At 29.3% G+C, this 20,300-nt stretch carries 29 protein-coding genes and 1 pseudogene; 28 read left to right on the plus strand and 2 right to left on the minus strand.

Translation table 11 applies throughout. The features are described 5' to 3' along the window. The 16 genes and pseudogenes from V3V28_RS09240 to V3V28_RS09315 form a co-directional block, all read left to right on the plus strand. A pseudogene (locus V3V28_RS09240) lies at window positions 1-110 on the plus strand (IS982 family transposase); the annotation flags it as partial. A 58-nt stretch (window positions 111-168) separates the two neighbouring features. Further along, the gene (locus V3V28_RS09245) at window positions 169-447 is read left to right on the plus strand and encodes an HNH endonuclease (RefSeq protein ID WP_331364734.1); all 279 of its coding nucleotides are present in this window, start codon (window positions 169-171) and stop codon (window positions 445-447) included. After that, window positions 444-698: a hypothetical protein gene (locus V3V28_RS09250; protein ID WP_331364735.1), complete on the plus strand. Its 255-nt coding sequence runs from the start codon at window positions 444-446 to the stop codon at window positions 696-698. Before V3V28_RS09245 ends, V3V28_RS09250 begins: the two co-directional genes overlap by 4 nt. Before the next feature lie 112 nt (window positions 699-810). After that, entirely contained in the window at window positions 811-1,233 is a 423-nt protein-coding gene (locus tag V3V28_RS09255) for a hypothetical protein (RefSeq protein ID WP_331364736.1), read from the plus strand. Further along, window positions 1,233-1,670, plus strand: coding sequence for a hypothetical protein (locus V3V28_RS09260; RefSeq protein ID WP_331364737.1), 438 nt, complete (start codon window positions 1,233-1,235; stop codon window positions 1,668-1,670). Before V3V28_RS09255 ends, V3V28_RS09260 begins: the two co-directional genes overlap by 1 nt. Window positions 1,671-1,825: 155 nt before the next feature. Then, on the plus strand, window positions 1,826-2,407 hold the full coding sequence (locus V3V28_RS09265) for a hypothetical protein (RefSeq protein ID WP_331364738.1): 582 nt from the start codon (window positions 1,826-1,828) through the stop codon (window positions 2,405-2,407). Further along, complete coding sequence (locus V3V28_RS09270; RefSeq protein ID WP_331364739.1) at window positions 2,404-3,018, plus strand: Mom family adenine methylcarbamoylation protein; 615 nt, start codon at window positions 2,404-2,406, stop codon at window positions 3,016-3,018. Before V3V28_RS09265 ends, V3V28_RS09270 begins: the two co-directional genes overlap by 4 nt. A gap of 38 nt (window positions 3,019-3,056) precedes the next feature. Next, window positions 3,057-3,269: a hypothetical protein gene (locus V3V28_RS09275; protein ID WP_331364740.1), complete on the plus strand. Its 213-nt coding sequence runs from the start codon at window positions 3,057-3,059 to the stop codon at window positions 3,267-3,269. A 106-nt stretch (window positions 3,270-3,375) separates the two neighbouring features. After that, a complete protein-coding gene (locus V3V28_RS09280) occupies window positions 3,376-3,906 on the plus strand; it encodes a terminase (RefSeq protein ID WP_271677320.1) in 531 nt (176 codons plus the stop codon). After that, window positions 3,893-5,407: a phage terminase large subunit gene (gene terL, locus V3V28_RS09285; RefSeq protein ID WP_331364741.1), complete on the plus strand. Its 1,515-nt coding sequence runs from the start codon at window positions 3,893-3,895 to the stop codon at window positions 5,405-5,407. The genes V3V28_RS09280 and terL overlap by 14 nt, the downstream gene beginning before the upstream one ends. 13 nt (window positions 5,408-5,420) lie before the next feature. Further along, on the plus strand, window positions 5,421-6,812 hold the full coding sequence (locus V3V28_RS09290; protein WP_331364742.1) for a phage portal protein: 1,392 nt from the start codon (window positions 5,421-5,423) through the stop codon (window positions 6,810-6,812). A 10-nt stretch (window positions 6,813-6,822) separates the two neighbouring features. Then, window positions 6,823-7,059: a hypothetical protein gene (locus V3V28_RS09295; protein ID WP_271677317.1), complete on the plus strand. Its 237-nt coding sequence runs from the start codon at window positions 6,823-6,825 to the stop codon at window positions 7,057-7,059. Then, window positions 7,059-7,436 (plus strand): hypothetical protein, encoded by a 378-nt coding sequence (locus V3V28_RS09300; RefSeq protein WP_331364743.1) that lies wholly within the window; start codon window positions 7,059-7,061, stop codon window positions 7,434-7,436. Before V3V28_RS09295 ends, V3V28_RS09300 begins: the two co-directional genes overlap by 1 nt. Further along, window positions 7,426-7,761 (plus strand): hypothetical protein, encoded by a 336-nt coding sequence (locus V3V28_RS09305; RefSeq protein ID WP_331364744.1) that lies wholly within the window; start codon window positions 7,426-7,428, stop codon window positions 7,759-7,761. Before V3V28_RS09300 ends, V3V28_RS09305 begins: the two co-directional genes overlap by 11 nt. 1 nt (window position 7,762) lies before the next feature. Beyond that, the gene (locus tag V3V28_RS09310) at window positions 7,763-8,044 is read left to right on the plus strand and encodes a hypothetical protein (protein ID WP_331364745.1); all 282 of its coding nucleotides are present in this window, start codon (window positions 7,763-7,765) and stop codon (window positions 8,042-8,044) included. 4 nt (window positions 8,045-8,048) lie between these two features. Further along, the gene (locus tag V3V28_RS09315; protein ID WP_331364746.1) at window positions 8,049-9,782 is read left to right on the plus strand and encodes a hypothetical protein; all 1,734 of its coding nucleotides are present in this window, start codon (window positions 8,049-8,051) and stop codon (window positions 9,780-9,782) included. On the opposite strand, the gene V3V28_RS09320 is transcribed toward V3V28_RS09315, so the two are convergent. Continuing rightward, entirely contained in the window at window positions 9,772-9,969 is a 198-nt protein-coding gene (locus V3V28_RS09320) for a hypothetical protein (protein ID WP_271677312.1), read from the minus strand. The genes V3V28_RS09315 and V3V28_RS09320 overlap by 11 nt on opposite strands. A gap of 20 nt (window positions 9,970-9,989) precedes the next feature. On the opposite strand from V3V28_RS09320, the gene V3V28_RS09325 reads away from it, so the two are divergent. The 11 genes from V3V28_RS09325 to V3V28_RS09375 all read left to right on the plus strand — a co-directional run bounded on the left by V3V28_RS09325 (window position 9,990) and on the right by V3V28_RS09375 (window position 15,917). Then, complete coding sequence (locus V3V28_RS09325) at window positions 9,990-10,328, plus strand: hypothetical protein (protein WP_331364747.1); 339 nt, start codon at window positions 9,990-9,992, stop codon at window positions 10,326-10,328. A 75-nt stretch (window positions 10,329-10,403) separates the two neighbouring features. After that, the gene (locus tag V3V28_RS09330; RefSeq protein ID WP_331364748.1) at window positions 10,404-11,093 is read left to right on the plus strand and encodes a hypothetical protein; all 690 of its coding nucleotides are present in this window, start codon (window positions 10,404-10,406) and stop codon (window positions 11,091-11,093) included. Between the two features lie 26 nt (window positions 11,094-11,119). Further along, on the plus strand, window positions 11,120-11,482 hold the full coding sequence (locus tag V3V28_RS09335) for a hypothetical protein (RefSeq protein ID WP_331364749.1): 363 nt from the start codon (window positions 11,120-11,122) through the stop codon (window positions 11,480-11,482). Window position 11,483: 1 nt separating this feature from the next. After that, window positions 11,484-12,779, plus strand: coding sequence for a major capsid protein (locus V3V28_RS09340; protein ID WP_331364750.1), 1,296 nt, complete (start codon window positions 11,484-11,486; stop codon window positions 12,777-12,779). Beyond that, complete coding sequence (locus tag V3V28_RS09345; protein ID WP_331364751.1) at window positions 12,779-13,105, plus strand: DUF6706 family protein; 327 nt, start codon at window positions 12,779-12,781, stop codon at window positions 13,103-13,105. Before V3V28_RS09340 ends, V3V28_RS09345 begins: the two co-directional genes overlap by 1 nt. Continuing rightward, entirely contained in the window at window positions 13,098-13,379 is a 282-nt protein-coding gene (locus tag V3V28_RS09350) for a hypothetical protein (protein WP_331364752.1), read from the plus strand. Before V3V28_RS09345 ends, V3V28_RS09350 begins: the two co-directional genes overlap by 8 nt. Then, a complete protein-coding gene (locus tag V3V28_RS09355; RefSeq protein WP_331364753.1) occupies window positions 13,367-13,786 on the plus strand; it encodes a hypothetical protein in 420 nt (139 codons plus the stop codon). Before V3V28_RS09350 ends, V3V28_RS09355 begins: the two co-directional genes overlap by 13 nt. Further along, window positions 13,776-14,162, plus strand: a complete 387-nt coding sequence (locus V3V28_RS09360) for a hypothetical protein (protein ID WP_331364754.1) — start codon at window positions 13,776-13,778, stop codon at window positions 14,160-14,162. Before V3V28_RS09355 ends, V3V28_RS09360 begins: the two co-directional genes overlap by 11 nt. A gap of 12 nt (window positions 14,163-14,174) precedes the next feature. After that, complete coding sequence (locus V3V28_RS09365) at window positions 14,175-14,687, plus strand: hypothetical protein (RefSeq protein ID WP_331364755.1); 513 nt, start codon at window positions 14,175-14,177, stop codon at window positions 14,685-14,687. A gap of 48 nt (window positions 14,688-14,735) precedes the next feature. Next, entirely contained in the window at window positions 14,736-15,215 is a 480-nt protein-coding gene (locus V3V28_RS09370; RefSeq protein ID WP_331364756.1) for a hypothetical protein, read from the plus strand. Between the two features lie 153 nt (window positions 15,216-15,368). Continuing rightward, the gene (locus V3V28_RS09375; RefSeq protein ID WP_331364757.1) at window positions 15,369-15,917 is read left to right on the plus strand and encodes a hypothetical protein; all 549 of its coding nucleotides are present in this window, start codon (window positions 15,369-15,371) and stop codon (window positions 15,915-15,917) included. Window positions 15,918-16,004: 87 nt separating this feature from the next. On the opposite strand, the gene V3V28_RS09380 is transcribed toward V3V28_RS09375, so the two are convergent. Next, entirely contained in the window at window positions 16,005-16,502 is a 498-nt protein-coding gene (locus V3V28_RS09380; RefSeq protein ID WP_331364758.1) for a hypothetical protein, read from the minus strand. A 56-nt stretch (window positions 16,503-16,558) separates the two neighbouring features. On the opposite strand from V3V28_RS09380, the gene V3V28_RS09385 reads away from it, so the two are divergent. Beyond that, window positions 16,559-20,296 (plus strand): phage tail tape measure protein, encoded by a 3,738-nt coding sequence (locus V3V28_RS09385; RefSeq protein ID WP_331364759.1) that lies wholly within the window; start codon window positions 16,559-16,561, stop codon window positions 20,294-20,296. Window positions 20,297-20,300: the final 4 nt, after the last annotated feature.

Below are 20,300 nucleotides of genomic sequence, written 5' to 3' on the forward strand. Positions count from 1 at the left end.
GTTTTAAGACTAGAATACTCTCAAAATTAACCTCATTAACAATTATTCAATTCATTAATAAGTTTACTTTTGATAGAAATATTAACAACTTAAAAATTAGTATTATTTAAATGCACAACGGGTTAAAGCAGATTATTAGTCAATCCAAAGGATTTTAATTTTTAAATTATGCATGATGATAAAGGAAATTGGTTTCCAAATGAATTAGTAGAAGAGTCTAATCCAAATTACATTCCTAAAAGAGTTCAAGTTTTAATTGATAATGGAAGTAAAGCAGAATGTAAATGTTGTTATTCAAAAGAATATCTAACATTTGACCATGTCAATCCGACATCAAAAGGTGGTAAAGATGATAATAATAATGGTCAAATTTTATGTAGTAGGTGCAACTCAATTAAATCAAATAAATTTATATCTATTAAAAAATTAAGAAAATTAGTAAAATGACAAAGCACATACTTTTTAACATCATAAAACAAAAAGAAGTGCCAATTGAATTTACTTTGAATGAGCAAAGAAAATTTCCTGTTCATGCTCATTTCTTAACAGAAGTTGAAAAATCTGTTATTGTGTATAAATATAAACCAGATAAAAATTTAGATGAAGAAAAATATATTGAATTTTTAAAGAATTATTTCAAGAAAAAATACAATGCATATTCAATTGAAGTGGGTACTCTTCAGGAACAATTAAATTAAAAAAAATATCAAAATATTGTCATTAATTTGCTATATTTGAACTCATTATAGATACTTCAAAAAGTCCTAAAAACCATTTTTAGGCATAAGATTTCAACAAATATTTTATTAATTGATTTACATAGGTATAGATCCTGGTGTTAAAACTGGTTTTGCAATCATTTGCAATAACCAAAAGGAAGCACTTACAGTTACTATTCATAATGCTTTTCCATTGATTAAACAGCTTTTAAAACGTGATGATAAAATTCATGTTAGAGTAGAAGATGCAAGAAAAAGAAAATGGTTTGGACCTAAATCAAAAGAAAAACAACAAGGAGCTGGTTCTATTAAAAGAGATTCCAAAATTTGGGAAGATTTTTTAACTGAATTATCCTCTAAAAAAGATTCAAAATTAACTTTTGAAATGTTGCATCCAATCAAAGGCGGGACAAAAATGAATGCTGACCTTTTTAAGAAAATTACAGGAATCAAAAGTAGAACCAGTGAGCATGCTAGAGATGCTTATATGCTAATACATAATTATAAAAAATAATGAAAGCGAGAGCAGGTTTATTAATGTTGTTGATGTGTATCATCAGCTTCACAGGATTCAGTACTACAACTGACCTGAACCAAAATTCGACCGCTGTAACAAATGCCGACTACGATGTAGGTGATATAGTTACAGATTTTGTAGTAACCACAAATACTGATTTCACAATCACAAAAGAAGCCAGTCTAAGGATTGTAAATTTCTTTGATGATTATTCTAAAGAAATCGTATCAAAGCAATCATTGGTAACAGATTTAACTTGCAAGGAACTTTATAAACCTCCTGTATATCTAGCTAATACCGATGCAAAGCATAACCGATTAAAGAACCTTTGCACAGATAATTCACAGCCAAGTTTAAAAAACAAAATCAGTTCCAGCAGATTTAAAGATAATTCAATTTATCGAAAAGCAAGAGATTCCTTTAGGATGTGCTAATAAAAGTTTGAATTATTATATACAAAAAGCCTTTGCAAAAACGGTAAAGGCTTTTTTAAAGTTGATGTTCCTGAGTGGTTAAGGGAGCTGTTTGCAAAACAGTCACCATACGGTGGTAACATATAAACAAAGTCAATAGAATTAAGGAATTTGAAATGAGTATATCACACAAGAAATTAGCAATTAAAGACATTATCCTCTTGGAAAACAATCCAAGAATGATAACTGATGATGAATTGTTAGGATTATCTAAGGATATTAAGAATGACCCAACATTTTTACATCAAAGACCTCCTTTAATTAATTTCATTGATGGGAAATATTATTGTTATGCAGGAACACAAAGAATAAAAGCACAACTACTGTTAAAAGAGACTGAAACAATTTGCTTTATTGAAGAAAATGTTCCAGAGGATTTACAAAATAAAAGAATGTTGAAAGACAATCTTCATCGTGGTAAATGGGATTCTGATAAGTTATTTGACTTAGGATTTGAAATATTAGAATTAGAAGAAATAGGTTTTGATTTTGATGAATTAAATATTGACACAGATCTGTTTACAGAACCAACAGATTTAACTTCTGAAATGAAAAACAATCCACCAACTTTAAAATTGGTATTCCAGGAGGAAAAACAAATGGCAGAATTCATAAAGGATTTAGATGTTTTAATAGACACAACAAATAATCCAAAATATTCAGGTATTAGTTATTCAATAAGTCTAGGAGAATTATGAGAATAGAGAAAGCATCCGGTAAAGCAATTAAGTATGCTTGTATGAAATTTCATTATGCAAAAGCAGTTCCACAAATACGTTTGGGATATTCTGTTTTTAATGATGCTAATGAATGGTGCGGTGTAGTTCTTTTTTCAAATGGTGCAAATAGATATATAGCTTCTGAATTTGGTTATGTTCAAGGTCAAGTTGTAGAATTAGTTCGTGTAGCATTGAATGGTAAGCAAAATGCAACTTCACAAGTATTAGCTGCAACATTAAGGCAAATTAAAAAAGATGCTCCAGCTGTAAAGCTAATTGTTAGTTATGCTGATAGAAATCAAAATCACATAGGTATTATATATCAAGCTACTAACTGGCTGTATTTAGGAGAATATGCAAATGAGAGAGGAATTATGTTGAATGGTAAGTTAATTCACCGTAGAAGCATCAATTCTAAATATGGAACATCAACTTTAAGTTGGTTAAAAGAAAATGTAGATCCAAAGGCAGAAGTCATTAAAGGAAAAACAAAAATTAAGTATGTATTCCCTTTAAATAAATGGACAAAAAAAGAATTAAGTAAAAGAGCAAAACCATATCCAAAAAAGGAAATGGAGAAAGTTGCTTAAATATTAACTACATTAGTCATCTAATTAATTTCAATAGAATGGCTAATTTTCAAAATAAGTTTTTAATGTATATCGATTACTTAAAAAGAAAATTAAAAAGAAGAAAAGAATCTTTTAAAGATTTACAGGATAGAATAGACAATAATATTGCTTCTTCTTTAGCTAAACAAGAATACTTTGAAACAAAAGGTAGGATTGAAGAATTAGAAGATGATGTTGATGCTGCTGAAGGAATGTTAGAAAAAGAGTAGTATATTTTTATAATTGACTATTCAGTCAATTACTACAGTATTGAAAGATATGGTGAATGTTAATGTTCTATTGACAATTGCACCGAAATCAAATTGATTTTTATTAATGGCAACCAGAAAGAAACCGGTAAGGAAAAAGCCTGCTGGAAAGAAAACTGTTAGAAAACCAGTTGGACGCCCAACACGTTACAAAAAAGAGTTTGCAGCACAAGCATTGAAGCTAACAATACTTGGTGCTACAGATAAAGACATGGCTGATTTTTTTGATGTTGATGAAAGAACTATTAACCGTTGGAAGAAATCTCATACAGAATTTTGTCAGTCCATAAAGAAAGGTAAGCTAGAAGCTGATGCAAATGTAGCTTCATCATTGTATAAAAAAGCTATCGGATTTAAACATAAGGATTCAAAAATATTTCTAAATGATGGTAAAGCTGTTGTAGTGCCAACAGAGAAACAATATCCACCTGATGCAACAGCTGCTATATTTTGGTTAAAGAATAGACAACCTGAAAAATGGCGTGATACAAAGAATATAGATCATACAACAGGTGGTGAAAAGATAAATGAAAATAGAAGTGATAGGGATGCAAGGATTGAAGAATTAATAAAAAAGCATCAAGGTGGCGCTGACTGATAATGAAGCAAGGGAATTAGAGAAGTTGTTGTATCTGAATGATATTGAAGATAGTCAAGATGGATTATTAGTATTTACAAAAACAACATTTAAGAAATTCGTGCCAAAAGAATTTCATATTAAGTTCTATGACATATTGAACCGATTTGCACATAAACAAATCAAAAACCTAATTACATCAATGCCTCCACAACATGGTAAATCAGAAGGAGCTACAAGAAGATTGATGTCTTTTATAGCTGGATTGAGACCTGATATGAAAATGGCTTTGATTTGTTATGCAGCTACAAAAGCAGAAAAATTTGGACGTGAAATTATGTCTATAATGCGAGAAAAAGAATATAGAGATATATTTCCTCATGTTCAATATCCTGAACGTGGTTATACTGGAGCAAAAGCAAACACAAATACGGAAAGAGAATCTATTAATTCAGATGGCTCAATGAAATTTGTAGGTGTTATAGGTCCGCTAACAGGAGATCCAGTTGATATACTTGCAATGGATGATTTGTATAAAGATTGGAAAGAAGCAAATTCACCATTAGTACAAGAAAATGTTTGGGATTGGTATATATCTGTAGCAGATTCAAGGCTTCATAATGATTCTCAACAATTAATAACATTTACACGTTGGAGTGATAATGATTTGATAGCAAAGCTTATAAAATTAGGATTAGTTGTTTTATATGATGGAAGTGAAGATTTAGATGATGTGATTGCTAATTTAAGAAATGACCAGTTTTTGATGATAAACTTTCCAGCATTAAAAGTTGGAGAACCAAATGAAATAGATCCTCGTAAACCAGGAGAGGCTTTATGGCCTGAAAAACATTCTCAATCTAAATTAGAAAGTACAAGAGCAAAAGACCCTGATAAATTTGAGTGTTTACATCAAGGAAATCCAGTTAATAAAAAAGGATTGATGTATCGAAAGTTTAAAACATATAAAGAGCTTCCAGAATTTAAAATAATCAAAAATAGAACTGATACAGCTGACACAGGTTCAGATTACCTGTGCAGTATAAATTATAAAGTTCCATTAAATTCTAATGATATTCATAAATATGTTACTGATGTTTTGTTCACCAATGAACCAATGGAAGTTACAGAACCACAAACTGCAGCACTATTAAAAAGAGGAAATGTAAATAAATCTTGGGTTGAAAGCAATAATGGAGGTAGAGGATTTGCAAGAAATGTAAAAAAATTATTGAAGTTAATGAAAGGTAAAACTATTGTAGAATGGTTTCATCAAGGTAACAATAAAGAAGCAAGAATATTTGCAGAAAGTGCATCGGTTAATGAACAAATTGTGTTTCCAGAAGATTGGCATATTAGATGGCCTGAATTCTATCAACACATTACAACATATAAAAAAGTATTCAAAGAAAATAAGTTTGATGATGGTCCTGATGTATTAACAGGAATCATAGAAGAAGAAAGTAAAACCAATACAACACATACAACAGAAGTTAATGCAAATGACTTAGGATTGTTTTAAACAAATTTATATTATGGATTTATTAGAATTATTAAAAGGAAATAAAATAAAAGAAGCTATTGAAGCTCTAAAAGGAAAAGGAAAGACATCTACTTCTGGTCATGCTGCTGAATATGAAAATGACAGAAAACAAAGAAATACTCAAGTAGGAAAAAGATTAGATAAAACTGTTGGTAATGATGTTGTAACAGTATCAAAAATTCCTATTCCTTTTCAACGTAAAATAGTTAAGAGTGCAGCATCATTTTTATTTGGAAGTCCTGTGAAATTGACTCAAAAAGAAAAAGATGAAAACTCAAAAAATGAATCATTTGAATCAATTACTAATCTTTGGGATGATTTACGTTTAGATTCTTTATTGTTAAAATTCTGTAAAACTGTAAAATCTGAAACTGAAGGAACGATTATATTTTTTCCTGTTGAAAAAGAAGGTGCTGAAAAGGTTAAAATTAAAGCTAGAGTATTGAGTAATGAAAATGGAAAAGTATATCCATATTTAGATGCATTTGGTGATATGATAGCTTTTGGATGGGAATACCCAACAAAAGAAAATGACAAAGATGTGTTATACATGTATTTATGGACTGCTGAAACTAATTATGTTTTTAGAAAAGAAAAAGATTGGGAACCTGCAGATGTAAATCCAAAAACACCAAACTTATTTCAAAAAATACCAGTTGTTTATTTGTCTCAAAATCATCCTGAATGGTGGGAAGTGCAAGATATGATTGACACGTTTGAAATGTCATTTTCAAAGTTTGTTGATACTAATGGATATTTTGCTTCACCTATGTACAAAGTTAAAGGAGCTGTTGGATCTATGCCTAAAAAGGATGATACAGGTAAGATGGTTAAACTTGATATTGTTGAAACTGACAAAGGAAATGTAGTAGAAGCTGATTTAGAAGTTCTTTCATGGGATAGAGCGCCTGAAGCATTGAAATTAGAGTTTGAAACTGCAAAAGGATTGATTCATGAAATGACTGATACTCCTGATTTATCTTTTGATAATGTAAAAGGTTTAGGAACTGTATCTGGGCTTGCATTAAAATTAATGTTTTTAGGACCAATATTAAAAGCTAAATGGAGTGAAGGAGATTATCAAATTGTAGTTAGTAGAATTATTAATTTATTGAAATCAGCTATTACCAACATCACTAAAGATGGTAAAGGAAATATGGATGAATTAAGAATCAATACAACATTTACATCTATACTTCCAGAAAACTTAAAAGAAACAATTGAAGTGTTATCTGAAGCATTAGGTGGTAAACCTTTAATTAGTCAAAAAACAGCTGTTAGTCATAATCCATTAGTTGAAAATGTAGATGAAGAAATGACTGAAATTGAAGCTGAACTATCAAAAGAATCTGCATCTGAATTAGGAGGAACTGAACAAATTTAAAAATTAAATAATGAAGTCAATAACATTTCCAGAAGTAACAAATAAAATAGCTGAACATCAAGAAGAATTTAATACAGTTCATGTTCAATTTCAAAAGAATGATAACAGTGTGAATATGTGTTTTGAATTAACTGATGATGAAATAGAAGAAATAAAAAGAACTGGTAAAATTTGGTATAAACAAGTTGTTAATGGTCAAATGCATCCAATGAGGTTATCTCCATTTAAGAATCAAATTATAGAATAATGAGTTGCTCAAAAGTAAATATTGACAACATGGAGTTGATTGAAAATGAATATCAAGATCAACATGGTAATATTTGGTGTGCTTTAAAATTAATAGAACATTCAAAAAAGTATAAACCTTTTAAATTGCCTTTAATCGGAATTGATTTAACAAGATTACCATGGGATGTAGATAATATTTCAACATTTATTCATCATGCCAAAAGAATTAAAAAAACGAGTTTAAAACATCCAATAATTTTAGATGATGAGGGTATGATAACTGATGGATGGCATAGAGTAGCAAAAGCTATTTTAAAAGGTGAAACTCATATAAAAGCAATTAGATTAGAAACTATGCCAACTCCTGATAGAACAGAAAAATCAAATGAAGAATAAAGCAAAAATAAAAGTAGAACAATTCTTAAATGCTTGGAAAGAAAACAATCATATAAAAATGTATGAATTGACTTCTAAAACATGGATGGCTAAACATTCTAAAAAGCAATTAAAACAATTGCTTCCAAAAAGAATAAAATCATTTAAGGTTGAAGAAATTACAGAATTTTCTCCATGTATTTATGATGCTAATATCACTTTAAGAGTTGGTGGTAAAACAAAAAAAGTAACAGCAAGATTGTTGTGTGAATTAGAGCCTTATAAGCCATCAGTAGATGGTGTGTTTGGAATAAATCCAATAAGTATAATTAAAAACCTTTATTAAAATGGAAACAAAAAAACCAGTAGAAAAAAAAGAAACTAAAACAGTTTCAAAATCAGAGAAATCAATCAATTTATTGTTGAAAAACAGAGGATTTGATAAACATCAAATAATATCTGAAAACACCAAAGAATTGACTGTAGCATTTGGATATGAAAAACACAATCATTCTGAATTAATTATACACAATTTCAGTAAGAAAACAAATGAAACTGTAATTGTTGATGGTGAAGCATCATTTGATGAATTTGTTGTAAAAGTGAAAGAATACTTGAAGAAAGATTAAATAAATGCCAAATCATAAAGAATTATTATCAACATTATCAAAGCAAGAATATTATCTGAATAAGATATATGCTGCTATGGCTTCTGATTTATCAAAAGTCCTGAAACGATATAAAATTAATGGTAATTCTAAATTATGGTTTAAAAATGCATTAGTTAAAAAGGATGTAGAAAAAGTATTGTCGAAATACAGAAATGTAATTTATAATCATATTTCAAGCAACGTAAAAAGCGCATGGGAATTATCAAATAATCATAATGATTCATTTGTAAATAAATACATCAAAGGAATTACAATACCAAATGATAAATTGTATTTCCAAAGAAATAATGAAGCTTTAAAAGCATTTTTAAAAAGGCAATCAAATGGACTTGATTTATCAGGTAGAGTTTGGAACTTATCTAATCAAACAAAATCACAATTAGAATATTTTATTGCAGAAGGATTAACCGATGGAAGATCTGCTGGAGATTTAGCAAAAGATTTACAACGTTATTTAAAGCAACCTGAAAAGAGATTCAGAAGATTAAGAAACCCAATTACTGGTAAGTTGGTTTTGAGTAATCCTGCTAAAAACTTTCGCCCTGGTCAAGGTGTTTATAGATCTAGTTACAAGAATGCTTTGCGATTAGCAAGAAATGAAATTAATATTGCTTACAGAACATCAGATTTTGAAAGAAGAAAGCAATTACCATTTGTAACAGGTATTACTGTTCATTTATCTAATGCACATCCAAGATATGATATATGTGATGAATTGGTTGGAGATTATCCTAAAGAATTTGTTTTTACAGGATGGCACCCAAACTGTTTATGTTACACAACATCAAAACTATTATCAAAAAGAGATTTTATTAAACAGTTAAAAGGAAATAGTATTGATAAATCAATTTATACAAATACAATTCCGGTAAGAGCTGGAAGATTTCTTTCAGTGAATTCAAATAGATTACAAAGGTTGAATTCTAAACCTCATTTTCTTCAAGATAATTTTAAAAATACAGACAAAGGTTATCAGCTTAAAAAAAGTATTGGAGAACCTGTTTTTGTAACAGAAGAAATAGAAGATAGTTTAATTAAAGGATTGAAAAATATTGATGTTAAAACCAACTTTAATGATGCTGGATTAACTTCTTTTAAAAGTAATGCAGCAGGTTTTAATTTGAATGAAATGTTTTCTGAATTAGAAAACCAATTAACAATTGCTGGTTTAAAGAAAATATCTAAAAAAGTGTATTTGAATAAAGATGGATTTCAATTTGAATTATCATCAAGAGGTTTTAATATGACCAGGAGTGTTTTGTATGGAAAAGAATTTAATAGTGTTTCTCATGATTATTTATTGTTGCCAGATAAAGTTCAAGGAGGTGGATTAACAAAAAAAATGTTTCAATCTTTATATAAACAATATGAAAAAGGGAATATTAAAAAAATAGAAGTTCATGCTAATATTAATGTTGGAGGTTATGCGTGGGCACGTTATGGTTTTTCATCAGTAGATAAACGTTATTTAGATTTAGTTGTTAAACGATTTGAAGGAACATCTATTTTTAATAAAGTTAAAAGGATTGTAAGTAATCATTATAAGAATGGGAATAGCACACCTTTTCCAATGTATAAAATAGTTGAAGTAAAAGGATCTAAAGAAATACTATTAGGTTCAGATTGGTTTGGTGAAATAAACCTAAATAATAAAGATGAAAAAGAAAGATTTTTGAATTATTTGTTTAAGAAATAAGCTTCAACCATTTTGGTGAATACTTATCATATTGAGCTTTAGTAATATCATATACTTCTAAAGCTTCATTTAATTCAAAAACACCATCTTTTACAACAGAACATGCTGCATGTACTTTGTGAGAGATTTCAGTTTCAGAATCAATAGTGAATTCAGAATGCATTTTATCTGTAAGTTCTTCTTGCATAAATGCAAAAATACAAAAAAATGAGTAAAGATATAAACATATTAAAATCTGCAGAAGATTACATCAATAATCATGATGTAGATAAGTCTGTTGAAGAATTGTTTATTGAATTTCAAAAAATAGTTGACCTACATATAGAGTTTGAAAAATATTTAAAAGAAAATAAGTTAAATCAAAATCTAGAAAAAATGCAAAGAAGCAAAAGACTTTTAGCAAAACGCAAACTATTTGCTGAATGGTATTTAGTGTCAACACAAAATAAATTAGACACAAAAGTTGTGTTTATAGATCTTTCAGAATTCACATTTGCATCTAAAAGAACTATTCAAAAAGACTTATCGAGTGAAGCTACGGCTTAAACTATTTTAAAACAATATCTCTTTTCTAAATAGCAATTATTTTTATCACTAATTAATAATCTAAATTATCTAAAAATGTTAAAACAGAAACTCAAAGATGCACTGAAACTAGCAGGGCTTAGTGAGGGTCTAGCAGACTTTATTTCAATTACAGAAGAATCACAAATTGAGGGGGTTATAACTTCTTTAAAATCAACTCAAAACCCTGATGATGTAACACCTGATTTCAATAAAATATTGGGTTCTGAAGAATTTGCAAAATACATTTCAAAAACTGGGTTTGAAAAAGTTATTGAATTATCTAAACCGTTAAAAAGCGGGCATGATAAAAAAGTAACTGAAGGTATCAAAAACAATCAAGAAAAGTATTTCAAGCAAATTAATCCAGAAAACAAAGAAGAAATGAATGAAGATGGGACACCGAAAACACCAAAAAAAGATGATGATATGCCAGCTTGGGCAAAAACGTTAATGGATAAAGTAGAAGGGATTGAAAAATCTAAAACTACAGAATCTAAATTAGAACAAGCAAAAGCATCATTAAAAGGATCTAAAATAATTTCTGAAAAACTTCAAGAAAGATGGGTTTCAAGAATAGATTTAGAAAGTGATAAATCATTTGAGGACCAGGTAAAAGAACTTGAAACTGAATATACAGAAACTTACACAGCTGCTGTGGGAGGTGCTTCAGGTAAAGGTTTACCGTTAGGAGGTCAAAATACTGGTGAAGCATCAGATTCAGAAGTTGAAGAAATATTTGGATAAAATCTAATTTTAAAAAAAACAAGCAAATGAGTAATCTAAATTTAAACACCACCGAAGAAGAGTTTGAAGGAGCATATGATGCTGCAATCAAACACTATGTTCATGGTAAAGAAGGAGGAGCTGTTTTAGATATGACAGGTTTTTCTGATGCTTATGTTTACAAGGGTCATGGAATAATCAATGACAACGGAACATTTAAGCCTCAACCTGTAGATGGAAGTCAATATGCTAAATTAGTTGGAGTCGTAAGGTCTAACACAAAAGCATCAAAACCATCAACAGGGATAATGACACAAGGAACTATTAACAACAATGCTGTAAAGTATCCATTTAATGCCAATTCTTTAGCGGCATTACAAGCTTTAGGTATTTATAATCAAGTAGATTAAGATGGCAAAATCAATATTTAAAGAATTAATAGGCAAATACTTTTCAAAGATTGCAAAGTATTTCTATGACAAGATAAATGGTTCTAAAGAAGAACCAAAATATCTTCACGATCAAATGTTAGATGAAGAGTATTCTGCTGACATGACTTACGAATCAATAAGTGGAAATTTCACAAGAATTACAGCAGATGTAGTTTCTTTTGATTCCCCAGCACCAATTAAAACAAGAGGTTCTTTTAAAAGAGCTTCTGGCGATATTACTAAAATGGCTTTAAAGTTTTTATTAACTGAAAAGCAAATGAATACAATTCGTATTTTAAGTAAAGATGAAGGGCGTAAAAAAGAGCTAATCAAAAAGATATTTAATGATACAGAAGCATGTATTGTTGGTATTAAAGAAAAAATTGAACAGGCTCATTTATTAGGTTTCTCTGGCGGTGTAACTTTAATTGAAGATGATAAGAATGTAGGAACAGGAATCAGAATTGATTACAATATTCCTAAAGGAAATCAATTTGGTGCAGTTACTAAATGGAGTGATGATGATGCAAAACCAATTGATGACATTAAAAGAATTAAAAGAAATGCAATGCATAGTGGTGAATATCCTAATACAATTTGGATGGATAGCTACATTGTAGATAAGCTTTTAAATAATGCTCAAGTAAAAGAATTATTTGCATTTAATTTAAACTTTGTAGGTACTAACGTACCAATGTTGAGTGAAGAACAATTAAAATCTGTTTTCAAAACAAATCTAAAATTAGATTTAATGGTTGTAGATAGAACTTTTGTTCATGAAAAAGATGGTAAAAGAACAGTTTCTCAGGGATGGACACCAAATATGGTTGTTTTTACTACTGGTGTAAAAGTTGGAGCATTAGTTTATAGCACACTTGCAGAGGAGGAATTCCAGCAAGAAAGTGTAGAATATGCTAAACCTAATTCTTATATCTTAATTAAGAAAGATGGTACAACTGACCCTGTGAGTGAAAAGACAGCAGGAGAAGCTTTAGTTATTCCAGTACTTCAAAATGTAGAATCTTTATTTTACTTAAATGTGGAAGAAGCTGAAGCATCAGAAGATACGCAAACAGAAGGTGATGCAGTATATACTTATAAAGAAGTTAATTATACTAAACAATCTGTAGTTGATGGTATTAATGCAGGTAGAACTGTTGATGATGGTATTGCAGAAGCTAAAATAACAAATGCAGATAGCACTTTAGCTAACAAAATTGATAAATTATCTGAAGAAGGAATTGCATTATTTGAAGCTGAATTAGTAGCTGTATAATGACAATATTAGAAGCCATACAAGCTAATCCAGTGTTTTCTGATTTAGAAGAAAAAACTATACAATATGCATTAGTTAGCCGCTCCGTTGATGGAGCGGCTACTTATGCAACAAGTTCTTTGAAAAACGTAGAATTAGTTTCTGCAGATTTATATTTAGATAAATCTTTACTGCCAGAATTTAAGGAAGGTCAATTGTCTTTAAAATACAATTCATCAGATTTAAAAAAACGAGCATTAACTATTTATGAAAAATATGAAGATCCAAAAGCTTTAGAATTAGGTCCAAAAACTATAAATGTAGGAGTTACAGCTGTAGATGCTTAAAAGATACCCACATATAGGTAAAATTAAAATCAGTAAAGAAACTGATAATGGTACATCTACTCCAGATATAGCTGAAAGTGAAATTGAAGTTAAAGGGAGATATGAACCAGGAGGACAAAATAAAGCATTGGATTATTCAGCAAAGTTTTATTGCAAACCTAATTCAATACCTCAATTTGATGTTGATGGTCAAAAATTTATCTTTGAAGGCAAACAATTTAAGATAGTTCAATTACATAATTATCAATCACATTGTGAAATATGGCTGGAATAAAAGCACTTTTTAATGGTGTTCAACTAAATAATATTTTTGAACAATTTCAAGAAAAAGTACATAGTGATATTTTAAATACGTTGCGTTTTGTTGGTGAAGAATTTGTAAACAAAGCTAGAATAACTGGAAATTACAAAGACATAACTGGAAATTTAAGGAGTTCAATTGGTTATATTATTTTAAAAGATGGTAAAATAATTGACAAAAATTTTGAAGGAGAAAAAGAAGGGAAAAACCAAGGACAAAAAGTAGCTAAAGAAGTTGCAGAACAACATCCTGACGGATACGTTTTAATCGGAGTTGCAGGAATGCAATATGCAGCATATGTAGAGGCAAAGAGTTTTGATGTAATAACAGGTTCAGCGCCAGAAGCTGGATATTTAAAATCAATATTAGATGAGATCTAGCTTTGACATATTAGATGCTCTTTATGAGTTGATAAATAAACCAGTAGTTACAGATGTAATTTCAGGTAAAATATATTCAGGAAATATTCCAGATAAAGATCAAAATGAAAATATCACAATTAAGACATTAAATAATCCTAATCGATATTTACAAGTAGGTTACATTAATTTGAATATTCACATTAAAGAAATTCAATCTGGCCGACCAAATTTAGCAAGGTTCAAAGAGATATTGAATATCATTATTCCATTAGTAGATGATGTAAAAACAGGAACATTTACGTTTCAAATTGATGATGATAAAGGAGTTTTCAAAAATCAAGAATTAGATAGTATGTATTTCTATAATTTAAAATTAAAATTTCAAACAATTTAAAACCATAATAAAATGGCAAAAGAAGATAATATTAGAGGAATTGATCGAATAGAATTCGGTGTTCCTGGAGATGGTGTTATGGGTGCAGGAACATTTACTGTATTCAAAAATGTTAAATTAAATTCAACAAATTTAACAGATCAAAAACCAACAACAAAAAAAATACCTACAGAAAATCATGCGAATTACCGTACTGTTTCTGAAGGTGCAGAGCCTTTAAAACTAACAATAAGTTTGTATGAAGTAGAAAAAGAAAATGCTGTTTTTCTTGCAGGAGGTACATATACAACAGCAACTAAAACATACACGGCTCCCGTAACGCCTGTAATTAAACATTTATCTGTTAGGTTAGTTGATGTTGAAGGGAACAAATTAGAAATTCCTGTTGCTGCCGTAATTGGTGGACGAGATGGTAATTTAACAAAAGGTGATTTATTAGATTTCAAAATAGAAATTGAAGCAGAAGCAGCAATTACATCAGCTGGTGTAGATAATTCGCCTTATCAAATCATCTATGCAAACTAATTTTTTTAATTAATATATTAAGGGACATTAGTTTGTCCCTTTTTTAATATGAGTGATAAAAACAAACAACAACTAATTCAAGCGTTAATTGAAAAGCCTTCTAAATATGATATTGAGGTTTTAGATAATTCAATGCTTCCTGACAAATTAAAGAAAAGAAAAGCTATCTCATTTGTTATAAAACCACCAACTTTAGAGATTTTAGCAAAATGCACCTTACCTGCATTGAAAATTCCTGAAAGTGTTCGAGAATCTAAAGATTTGAAATTAGATGAAGCAATTGAATACAGAAATGAAATGGCAGAAGTATTTGCAATTTTAGCTCATGGAAAGCCAAGTGATTTTCCTACTTGGTATGTGCCATTCTTTTTAAATAACTTAACAGCAAAAGAGTTGTATATGCTATTTTATGAAAGTGTTTTAAAATTACAAACAGATTTTTTTTTGAACTCTTTCCAGATAGCAAGTCAGAACAATCCGATGATGATGATGAAAAAAGTAAAAGATTTAACCCCTACCAATTCATAGGTAGTGTATGTAATTACTATCATTTTAGTTTTGATTTTGCTTTTAGAGAAATATCATTTCAAAACTTAATAATGCTTTCAGCAAGTGTTCCTAAGCACAAAACCAAAGAAGAAAAAAAGAAATCACAATCATTCACAGATCTTTTAAAAAATCATGGAAAATAAATTTGACATAGTATTCAATAGATTAAAAGAAATCAAACTTGATGAAAACGTTTTGTGCAAAGCTTTTTGGTTAAAAGTATTAAGATTGCATCAAAATTTTAATGAGGCTGATTGTTGGCAATTGATGACTGAAAATATCAGTTGGTTGTTAAAAGCAAAAAAACATTTTGGAATTGATATTGATATTATTACTTCTGATGAAATTAGAGATTGGTTTCCTGAAGATATTTTAAATGAACATCATATTTATTCAAAAGGAAAACATCATATATCTAATACTCAAGTTATAGGCCTTGGAGATGTTAAATTAGAAGTTGATGGTCATAGTGAAGTGTTTTTGTTTGATAATGCTTTTGCGAAGTGTGGAGATACAACTTTTGTGAAAGGATATGATAATAGTTTTTTTATTGTAACTGATTGTATTGGTAATGCTTTTGAGAATTGCCAAGCTGAATCAAAAGGTTTGTCAATTGTAGAAAATTGGACTAATAATAAAGTAGTTAAAGGACCTAATTCTTTGGTGGTAAATCGTCATTAAAACCTACAGGGAATAAAACATGATAAACCATGCAATTCCAGTAGTATCTTAAAATCCTATACCATCTTGGTAATTTATTTTTCTTTTTCATAAAAACAGACTTTTCATGTTAGGAAAATGTAATTCATCTCCAAATTCATATTCTTCTAAAAACTCATAGAGTTCTTTTCCTCTTAATTCAACATCAAAATGAAAATCTTCATTTTTAAAAAAGAAGTTATTGTTTTCTCTTTTGTAATAAATATAATACTTGCTTATTTGTTCAGTAATATCCATTTGAGTATGCACCATTGCAAGTGCGCTTCTAATAGATAAATGCTTTGCCAACATAAAACGATAAGGATGTACTTTCTTTCCATTAAAAAAAGCTTTTGTTCCAACCCAATTAGTGACATTATATTTTAAGATTGGAAATATTTTATCATAGATATGTAAAACATCATCAATTTCAATCCGAATTTCTTCACCATCAAAAGAACCTCCTAAAGTCAAAGCACATTCAATTGCTTTACTGAAATTTTTAGATCTATTTTTTTTAATAATTAGTATAAACATAAAATCGTCTGAAACTACGGAAACAGACATGCAATTTACTTCTTAAAAATGGCTGTTACAAATACTTTTAATGAAAATATAATTTCATGGCAGTACGTGGAGATAACTCACTTTTTTTTGCAACAGGAATAGATAACAGCGGTTTACTTAAAGGAAAAACTGATGCAGTAAATATTATACAATCATTAGGTTCTAAAATATCTAAAATAAATCCTTTTGCAGCATTAGCTATTGGAGCAATAGCTGCTTTTACTTTAATTGCTAATGAGGGTTATAAAATGTCAAAGGCATTTGAATCTGCAATGGCAGAAGTTAAAACGATTGCTAACGTTTCAGAAAAGGATTTTAAAAAGTTAGAAGAAAATGTATTTGGTATTTACAAAAGGTTAGGTACAGAACCGCCAGACAAATTAGCACAAGGATTGTATGAAATTATAGGAGCTGGTTTTGAAGCTGGTGATGCATTAAATATTTTAGAAATTTCTTCTAAAGCTGCTACTGCCGGTGTTACTGAAACTGCTGTTGCTGCAGATGGTTTAACTACTATTTTAAATGCTTTTAAATTAACAACAGGAGATGCTCAAGAAGTTGCTGATATTATGTTTGCAACTGTTGACCGTGGTAAGATTTCTTTTGAAGAATTATCAAGTCAAATTGCAACTGTAGCACCTTTAGCTGCATCCAGTAATATTTCATTTCAAGAAGTTGGTGCTGCAATATCTACATTAACAAAACAAGGTGTGCCAGCAAGTGTTGCAATGACACAAATACGTTCAGCTATAATTGCCACAAATGAAGTTTTAGGAGATGGAGCATTTAAAACATTGACTTTACAGCAAGGATTGCAAAAGATGTATGAATCTGCAAATGGAAGTCAAAACCAATTAAAAGAATTAGCAGGTAGAATTGAGGCTGTAAATGGTATTATTGGAATTGCTGGAGATAATTTTAAGGGAGCTTCTGAAGATTTAGATGCCATGGCAAATTCTGCTGGTAGTGTTGATAGATCCTTTAAAACAATTACATCAACAAATGCGAATCAATGGGAGATATTTAGAAATAGAATAAAAGCTACTACTAAAGGAATTGGTGATGCTGTTTTAGATATGAGCAATGATATTGTTGGTGGATTAAATAGAATGATTGATGGAAATGAATCTGTAGTTGATTCATTAAAAGAACATAAAAGAAAACTAAATGACTTAACTTTTGAATACAATGACCACAATACATCTGCTGAAAGAAGAAAAGAAATATTAGGAGAATTAAAAAAATTAAACCCTGCAATTGTTTCTGGTCTTGGAACTGAAAAAGACCAATATGTTTTATTAAATGACAAACTCCAAGATTACAATTCTCTTCTAAATAATAGAATTAGTTTAGAAAAAGAACTAAATAATATTGCTGAATTAAATACGGAAAAGGATGAAAAGAAAGAAAGTATTTACAATTTAGAAAGTAAAGCAGATAAAGCAATTAAAGACATTAACAATGAATTTAGAAACGGAAATATTAAGTTTTATGATGATTGGGCTAAAAAGTTTGAAGAAGCACTAAAAGGAGATTTTGAAAACTCTTTTTTAAAATTAAAATCTTTGACTGAAATCCTTTATAGTGATAGAAATAACACAGGTCAAAGAACAAAAAACAGAAACATTACAACACGAATACATCGTGATAATTTTGGAGATGTTGGTGGGGCAAAAGGGTCATTTGTTAGATATAATAAAGAAGTACAGGAATTAAGTAAATCTATTGATGCTGAACAGTCAAAAATTGATGCAAAAAGATTATATGATTTAAGAGGGAAGGAAGATTATGTTTTAAAATTATTGAAATCATACAAGAATTTAGATAAAGTTACTAGAGAAATTGGTGTAGATGTGTCTTTAGTTAAGGATTCAGATGTTAAAAAAGAAGTAGCTTTTATTAAAGCAACAAATGCTGAAATCAAAAAGATAACAAGTATTAATAATTATGCTTATAAAAAAGATAGAAATATTTTTAAAGAATATCTAAATTCTAAAAATGAAGATATAAAAGCAGCTGCCAAAAAGCAAAAAGCGTTTTTAGATTATAAAATACCAAAAAAGCCAGGAGATGATAATAGAACTGCAGCTGAAAAGTTTGCTGATGATTTAAAGATAAAAGAGGAACAATACAAGCATTACAATTTAGCTTTAAAAAATGAGGACCTGGAGTTTGCGAAAAAACTAAAGGAAACATATAAATTAAAGGAAGAAGATTATATCACATACTTAAGAAACTTATATAAGATTTCTCAATCTGATGGTTCTAAAGTTTTGATTTTACAAAGTCTAGATAAACAAGGTACTGGTTTAACTCCAAGGGAAAAAGTAACTGCTTTACCATCACTGAAAACAGCACCGTTGGTTTTAGATATTAAATTAGATACATCCTCTTATCAAGCTGTTGAAAGAGAAATTAAAAGACTTGAAAAACTAGCAAAAAAATCTCAAAGTGAATCAGAACAAAAATCTTTAGGAGAAAAGATAAAAGTTGAAAAAAAGAAATTAAAAGCTATTGAAAACAGAATTAATGGTGCAGAAAAATTAGAGAAAGATTTTCTAACCAAAATTCAAACTTTATCGAGAAAAGATTTAATTGCAGAAAAAAAACGATTAAAAGAAAAGCAAAAATTATTAGACAAGAATACTGAAGAAGGTTCAAAATCTTATGAGGAATTACAAAAACAGATTCGTAAAATAAATGAAAAGATTGGTGATGATATTGCTGGAGTTGCACAAGAATTCTCTAAAGCATTTTCAGGTTTATCTGATTTATTTTCAAAGTTTGGAGATGAAGATACAGCTCAATTATTAGGTCAATTATCAGGAGTAGCAGATGGTATTGCTTCTATAGCATCTGGAGATATTGTAGGTGGTATTTCAGAAGTGTTAAGTTCTGCTATATCTGTTGAAGTAGTTTCTGATACTGCAAAATTTGAAGCATCTATCAAAGAATTGGAAAAAGCAATTGACAAACTAGATTATGTGATTTCTAAAAGTATTGGTAATGACAAAATAGGAAATCGTAAACAAGCAATTAAAGATTTAGAAGATTTAGAAAAACAAGCTGATTTAGCCTATGAAGCTGAAAAAAAAGCAAGGAAAGAAGTTAAATTTTTAGGATTAAAACTTTGGAGTAAAGGATCTGGAAGTGGAACAGATCCTGCTAAATTAGAAGAATTAGAGCAAAAAGCAGAAGATGCTAGAAGAAAAGCACAGGAGCTAAAAGAACAATTAGATGAACTTTATACTGGTACCACACAAGCAACTATTGTTGATAGTATTATTTCAGGTTTAAAAGAAGGTAAAAGGTCCGTTGCAGATTTTGCTGAAAACTTTAAAGAATTAATGCAAGATGCATTATTACAAGCATTTCAAATAAAGTACCTGGAGAAAGAAATCGAGAAATTTTATGAAGCATTTGCAGATGCTGGTTCAGATAGTAATTATACTGCTGAAGAAATATCTGCTTTACAGAATCTTTATAATTCAATGATTGCTGGAGCACAAGATGATATTGATGCTATTAATGCAATTTTAGAAAGTTCTGGAATTGGTAGTTTAGGAAGTGAAAATGGAGCAAGTGGTTTAGCTGGTGCTGTTTCAACAATTACAGAAGATAGTGCTAATATTATTGCAGGTACTTTAAATAGCATTAGAATTGATATTGCAACTGGTTTGGAGATTGCTCAAAGAAATACAATTTACTTATCTCAAATTGTCACCAACACATCTTATAACAAGCTGTTGGAAAAGATGGATATAACATTAACTAACATCGATTCAAAACTATAATCAG

Origin of the sequence: Polaribacter sp. (assembly GCF_036480315.1) — a bacterium.
In the GTDB taxonomy this organism is placed as follows: Bacteria; Bacteroidota; Bacteroidia; order Flavobacteriales; family Flavobacteriaceae; genus Polaribacter.

What these genes read in the sequence shown, in the direction of transcription:
- V3V28_RS09380 (WP_331364758.1), bottom strand. Translation starts at nt 16,502, where the DNA reads ATGTCTGTTTCCGTAGTTTCAGACGATTTTATGTTTATACTAATTATT.
- V3V28_RS09335 (WP_331364749.1), top strand. Translation starts at nt 11,120, where the DNA reads ATGAGTAATCTAAATTTAAACACCACCGAAGAAGAGTTTGAAGGAGCA.
- V3V28_RS09350 (WP_331364752.1), top strand. Translation starts at nt 13,098, where the DNA reads ATGCTTAAAAGATACCCACATATAGGTAAAATTAAAATCAGTAAAGAA.
- V3V28_RS09385 (WP_331364759.1), top strand. Translation starts at nt 16,559, where the DNA reads ATGGCAGTACGTGGAGATAACTCACTTTTTTTTGCAACAGGAATAGAT.
- V3V28_RS09320 (WP_271677312.1), bottom strand. Translation starts at nt 9,969, where the DNA reads ATGCAAGAAGAACTTACAGATAAAATGCATTCTGAATTCACTATTGAT.
- V3V28_RS09360 (WP_331364754.1), top strand. Translation starts at nt 13,776, where the DNA reads ATGAGATCTAGCTTTGACATATTAGATGCTCTTTATGAGTTGATAAAT.
- V3V28_RS09345 (WP_331364751.1), top strand. Translation starts at nt 12,779, where the DNA reads ATGACAATATTAGAAGCCATACAAGCTAATCCAGTGTTTTCTGATTTA.
- V3V28_RS09300 (WP_331364743.1), top strand. Translation starts at nt 7,059, where the DNA reads ATGAGTTGCTCAAAAGTAAATATTGACAACATGGAGTTGATTGAAAAT.
- V3V28_RS09245 (WP_331364734.1), top strand. Translation starts at nt 169, where the DNA reads ATGCATGATGATAAAGGAAATTGGTTTCCAAATGAATTAGTAGAAGAG.
- V3V28_RS09315 (WP_331364746.1), top strand. Translation starts at nt 8,049, where the DNA reads ATGCCAAATCATAAAGAATTATTATCAACATTATCAAAGCAAGAATAT.
- V3V28_RS09265 (WP_331364738.1), top strand. Translation starts at nt 1,826, where the DNA reads ATGAGTATATCACACAAGAAATTAGCAATTAAAGACATTATCCTCTTG.
- V3V28_RS09370 (WP_331364756.1), top strand. Translation starts at nt 14,736, where the DNA reads ATGAGTGATAAAAACAAACAACAACTAATTCAAGCGTTAATTGAAAAG.
- V3V28_RS09270 (WP_331364739.1), top strand. Translation starts at nt 2,404, where the DNA reads ATGAGAATAGAGAAAGCATCCGGTAAAGCAATTAAGTATGCTTGTATG.
- V3V28_RS09280 (WP_271677320.1), top strand. Translation starts at nt 3,376, where the DNA reads ATGGCAACCAGAAAGAAACCGGTAAGGAAAAAGCCTGCTGGAAAGAAA.
- V3V28_RS09290 (WP_331364742.1), top strand. Translation starts at nt 5,421, where the DNA reads ATGGATTTATTAGAATTATTAAAAGGAAATAAAATAAAAGAAGCTATT.
- V3V28_RS09340 (WP_331364750.1), top strand. Translation starts at nt 11,484, where the DNA reads ATGGCAAAATCAATATTTAAAGAATTAATAGGCAAATACTTTTCAAAG.
- V3V28_RS09330 (WP_331364748.1), top strand. Translation starts at nt 10,404, where the DNA reads ATGTTAAAACAGAAACTCAAAGATGCACTGAAACTAGCAGGGCTTAGT.
- V3V28_RS09275 (WP_331364740.1), top strand. Translation starts at nt 3,057, where the DNA reads ATGGCTAATTTTCAAAATAAGTTTTTAATGTATATCGATTACTTAAAA.
- V3V28_RS09375 (WP_331364757.1), top strand. Translation starts at nt 15,369, where the DNA reads ATGGAAAATAAATTTGACATAGTATTCAATAGATTAAAAGAAATCAAA.
- V3V28_RS09355 (WP_331364753.1), top strand. Translation starts at nt 13,367, where the DNA reads ATGGCTGGAATAAAAGCACTTTTTAATGGTGTTCAACTAAATAATATT.
- V3V28_RS09310 (WP_331364745.1), top strand. Translation starts at nt 7,763, where the DNA reads ATGGAAACAAAAAAACCAGTAGAAAAAAAAGAAACTAAAACAGTTTCA.
- V3V28_RS09365 (WP_331364755.1), top strand. Translation starts at nt 14,175, where the DNA reads ATGGCAAAAGAAGATAATATTAGAGGAATTGATCGAATAGAATTCGGT.
- V3V28_RS09250 (WP_331364735.1), top strand. Translation starts at nt 444, where the DNA reads ATGACAAAGCACATACTTTTTAACATCATAAAACAAAAAGAAGTGCCA.
- V3V28_RS09295 (WP_271677317.1), top strand. Translation starts at nt 6,823, where the DNA reads ATGAAGTCAATAACATTTCCAGAAGTAACAAATAAAATAGCTGAACAT.
- V3V28_RS09305 (WP_331364744.1), top strand. Translation starts at nt 7,426, where the DNA reads ATGAAGAATAAAGCAAAAATAAAAGTAGAACAATTCTTAAATGCTTGG.
- V3V28_RS09325 (WP_331364747.1), top strand. Translation starts at nt 9,990, where the DNA reads ATGAGTAAAGATATAAACATATTAAAATCTGCAGAAGATTACATCAAT.
- V3V28_RS09260 (WP_331364737.1), top strand. Translation starts at nt 1,233, where the DNA reads ATGAAAGCGAGAGCAGGTTTATTAATGTTGTTGATGTGTATCATCAGC.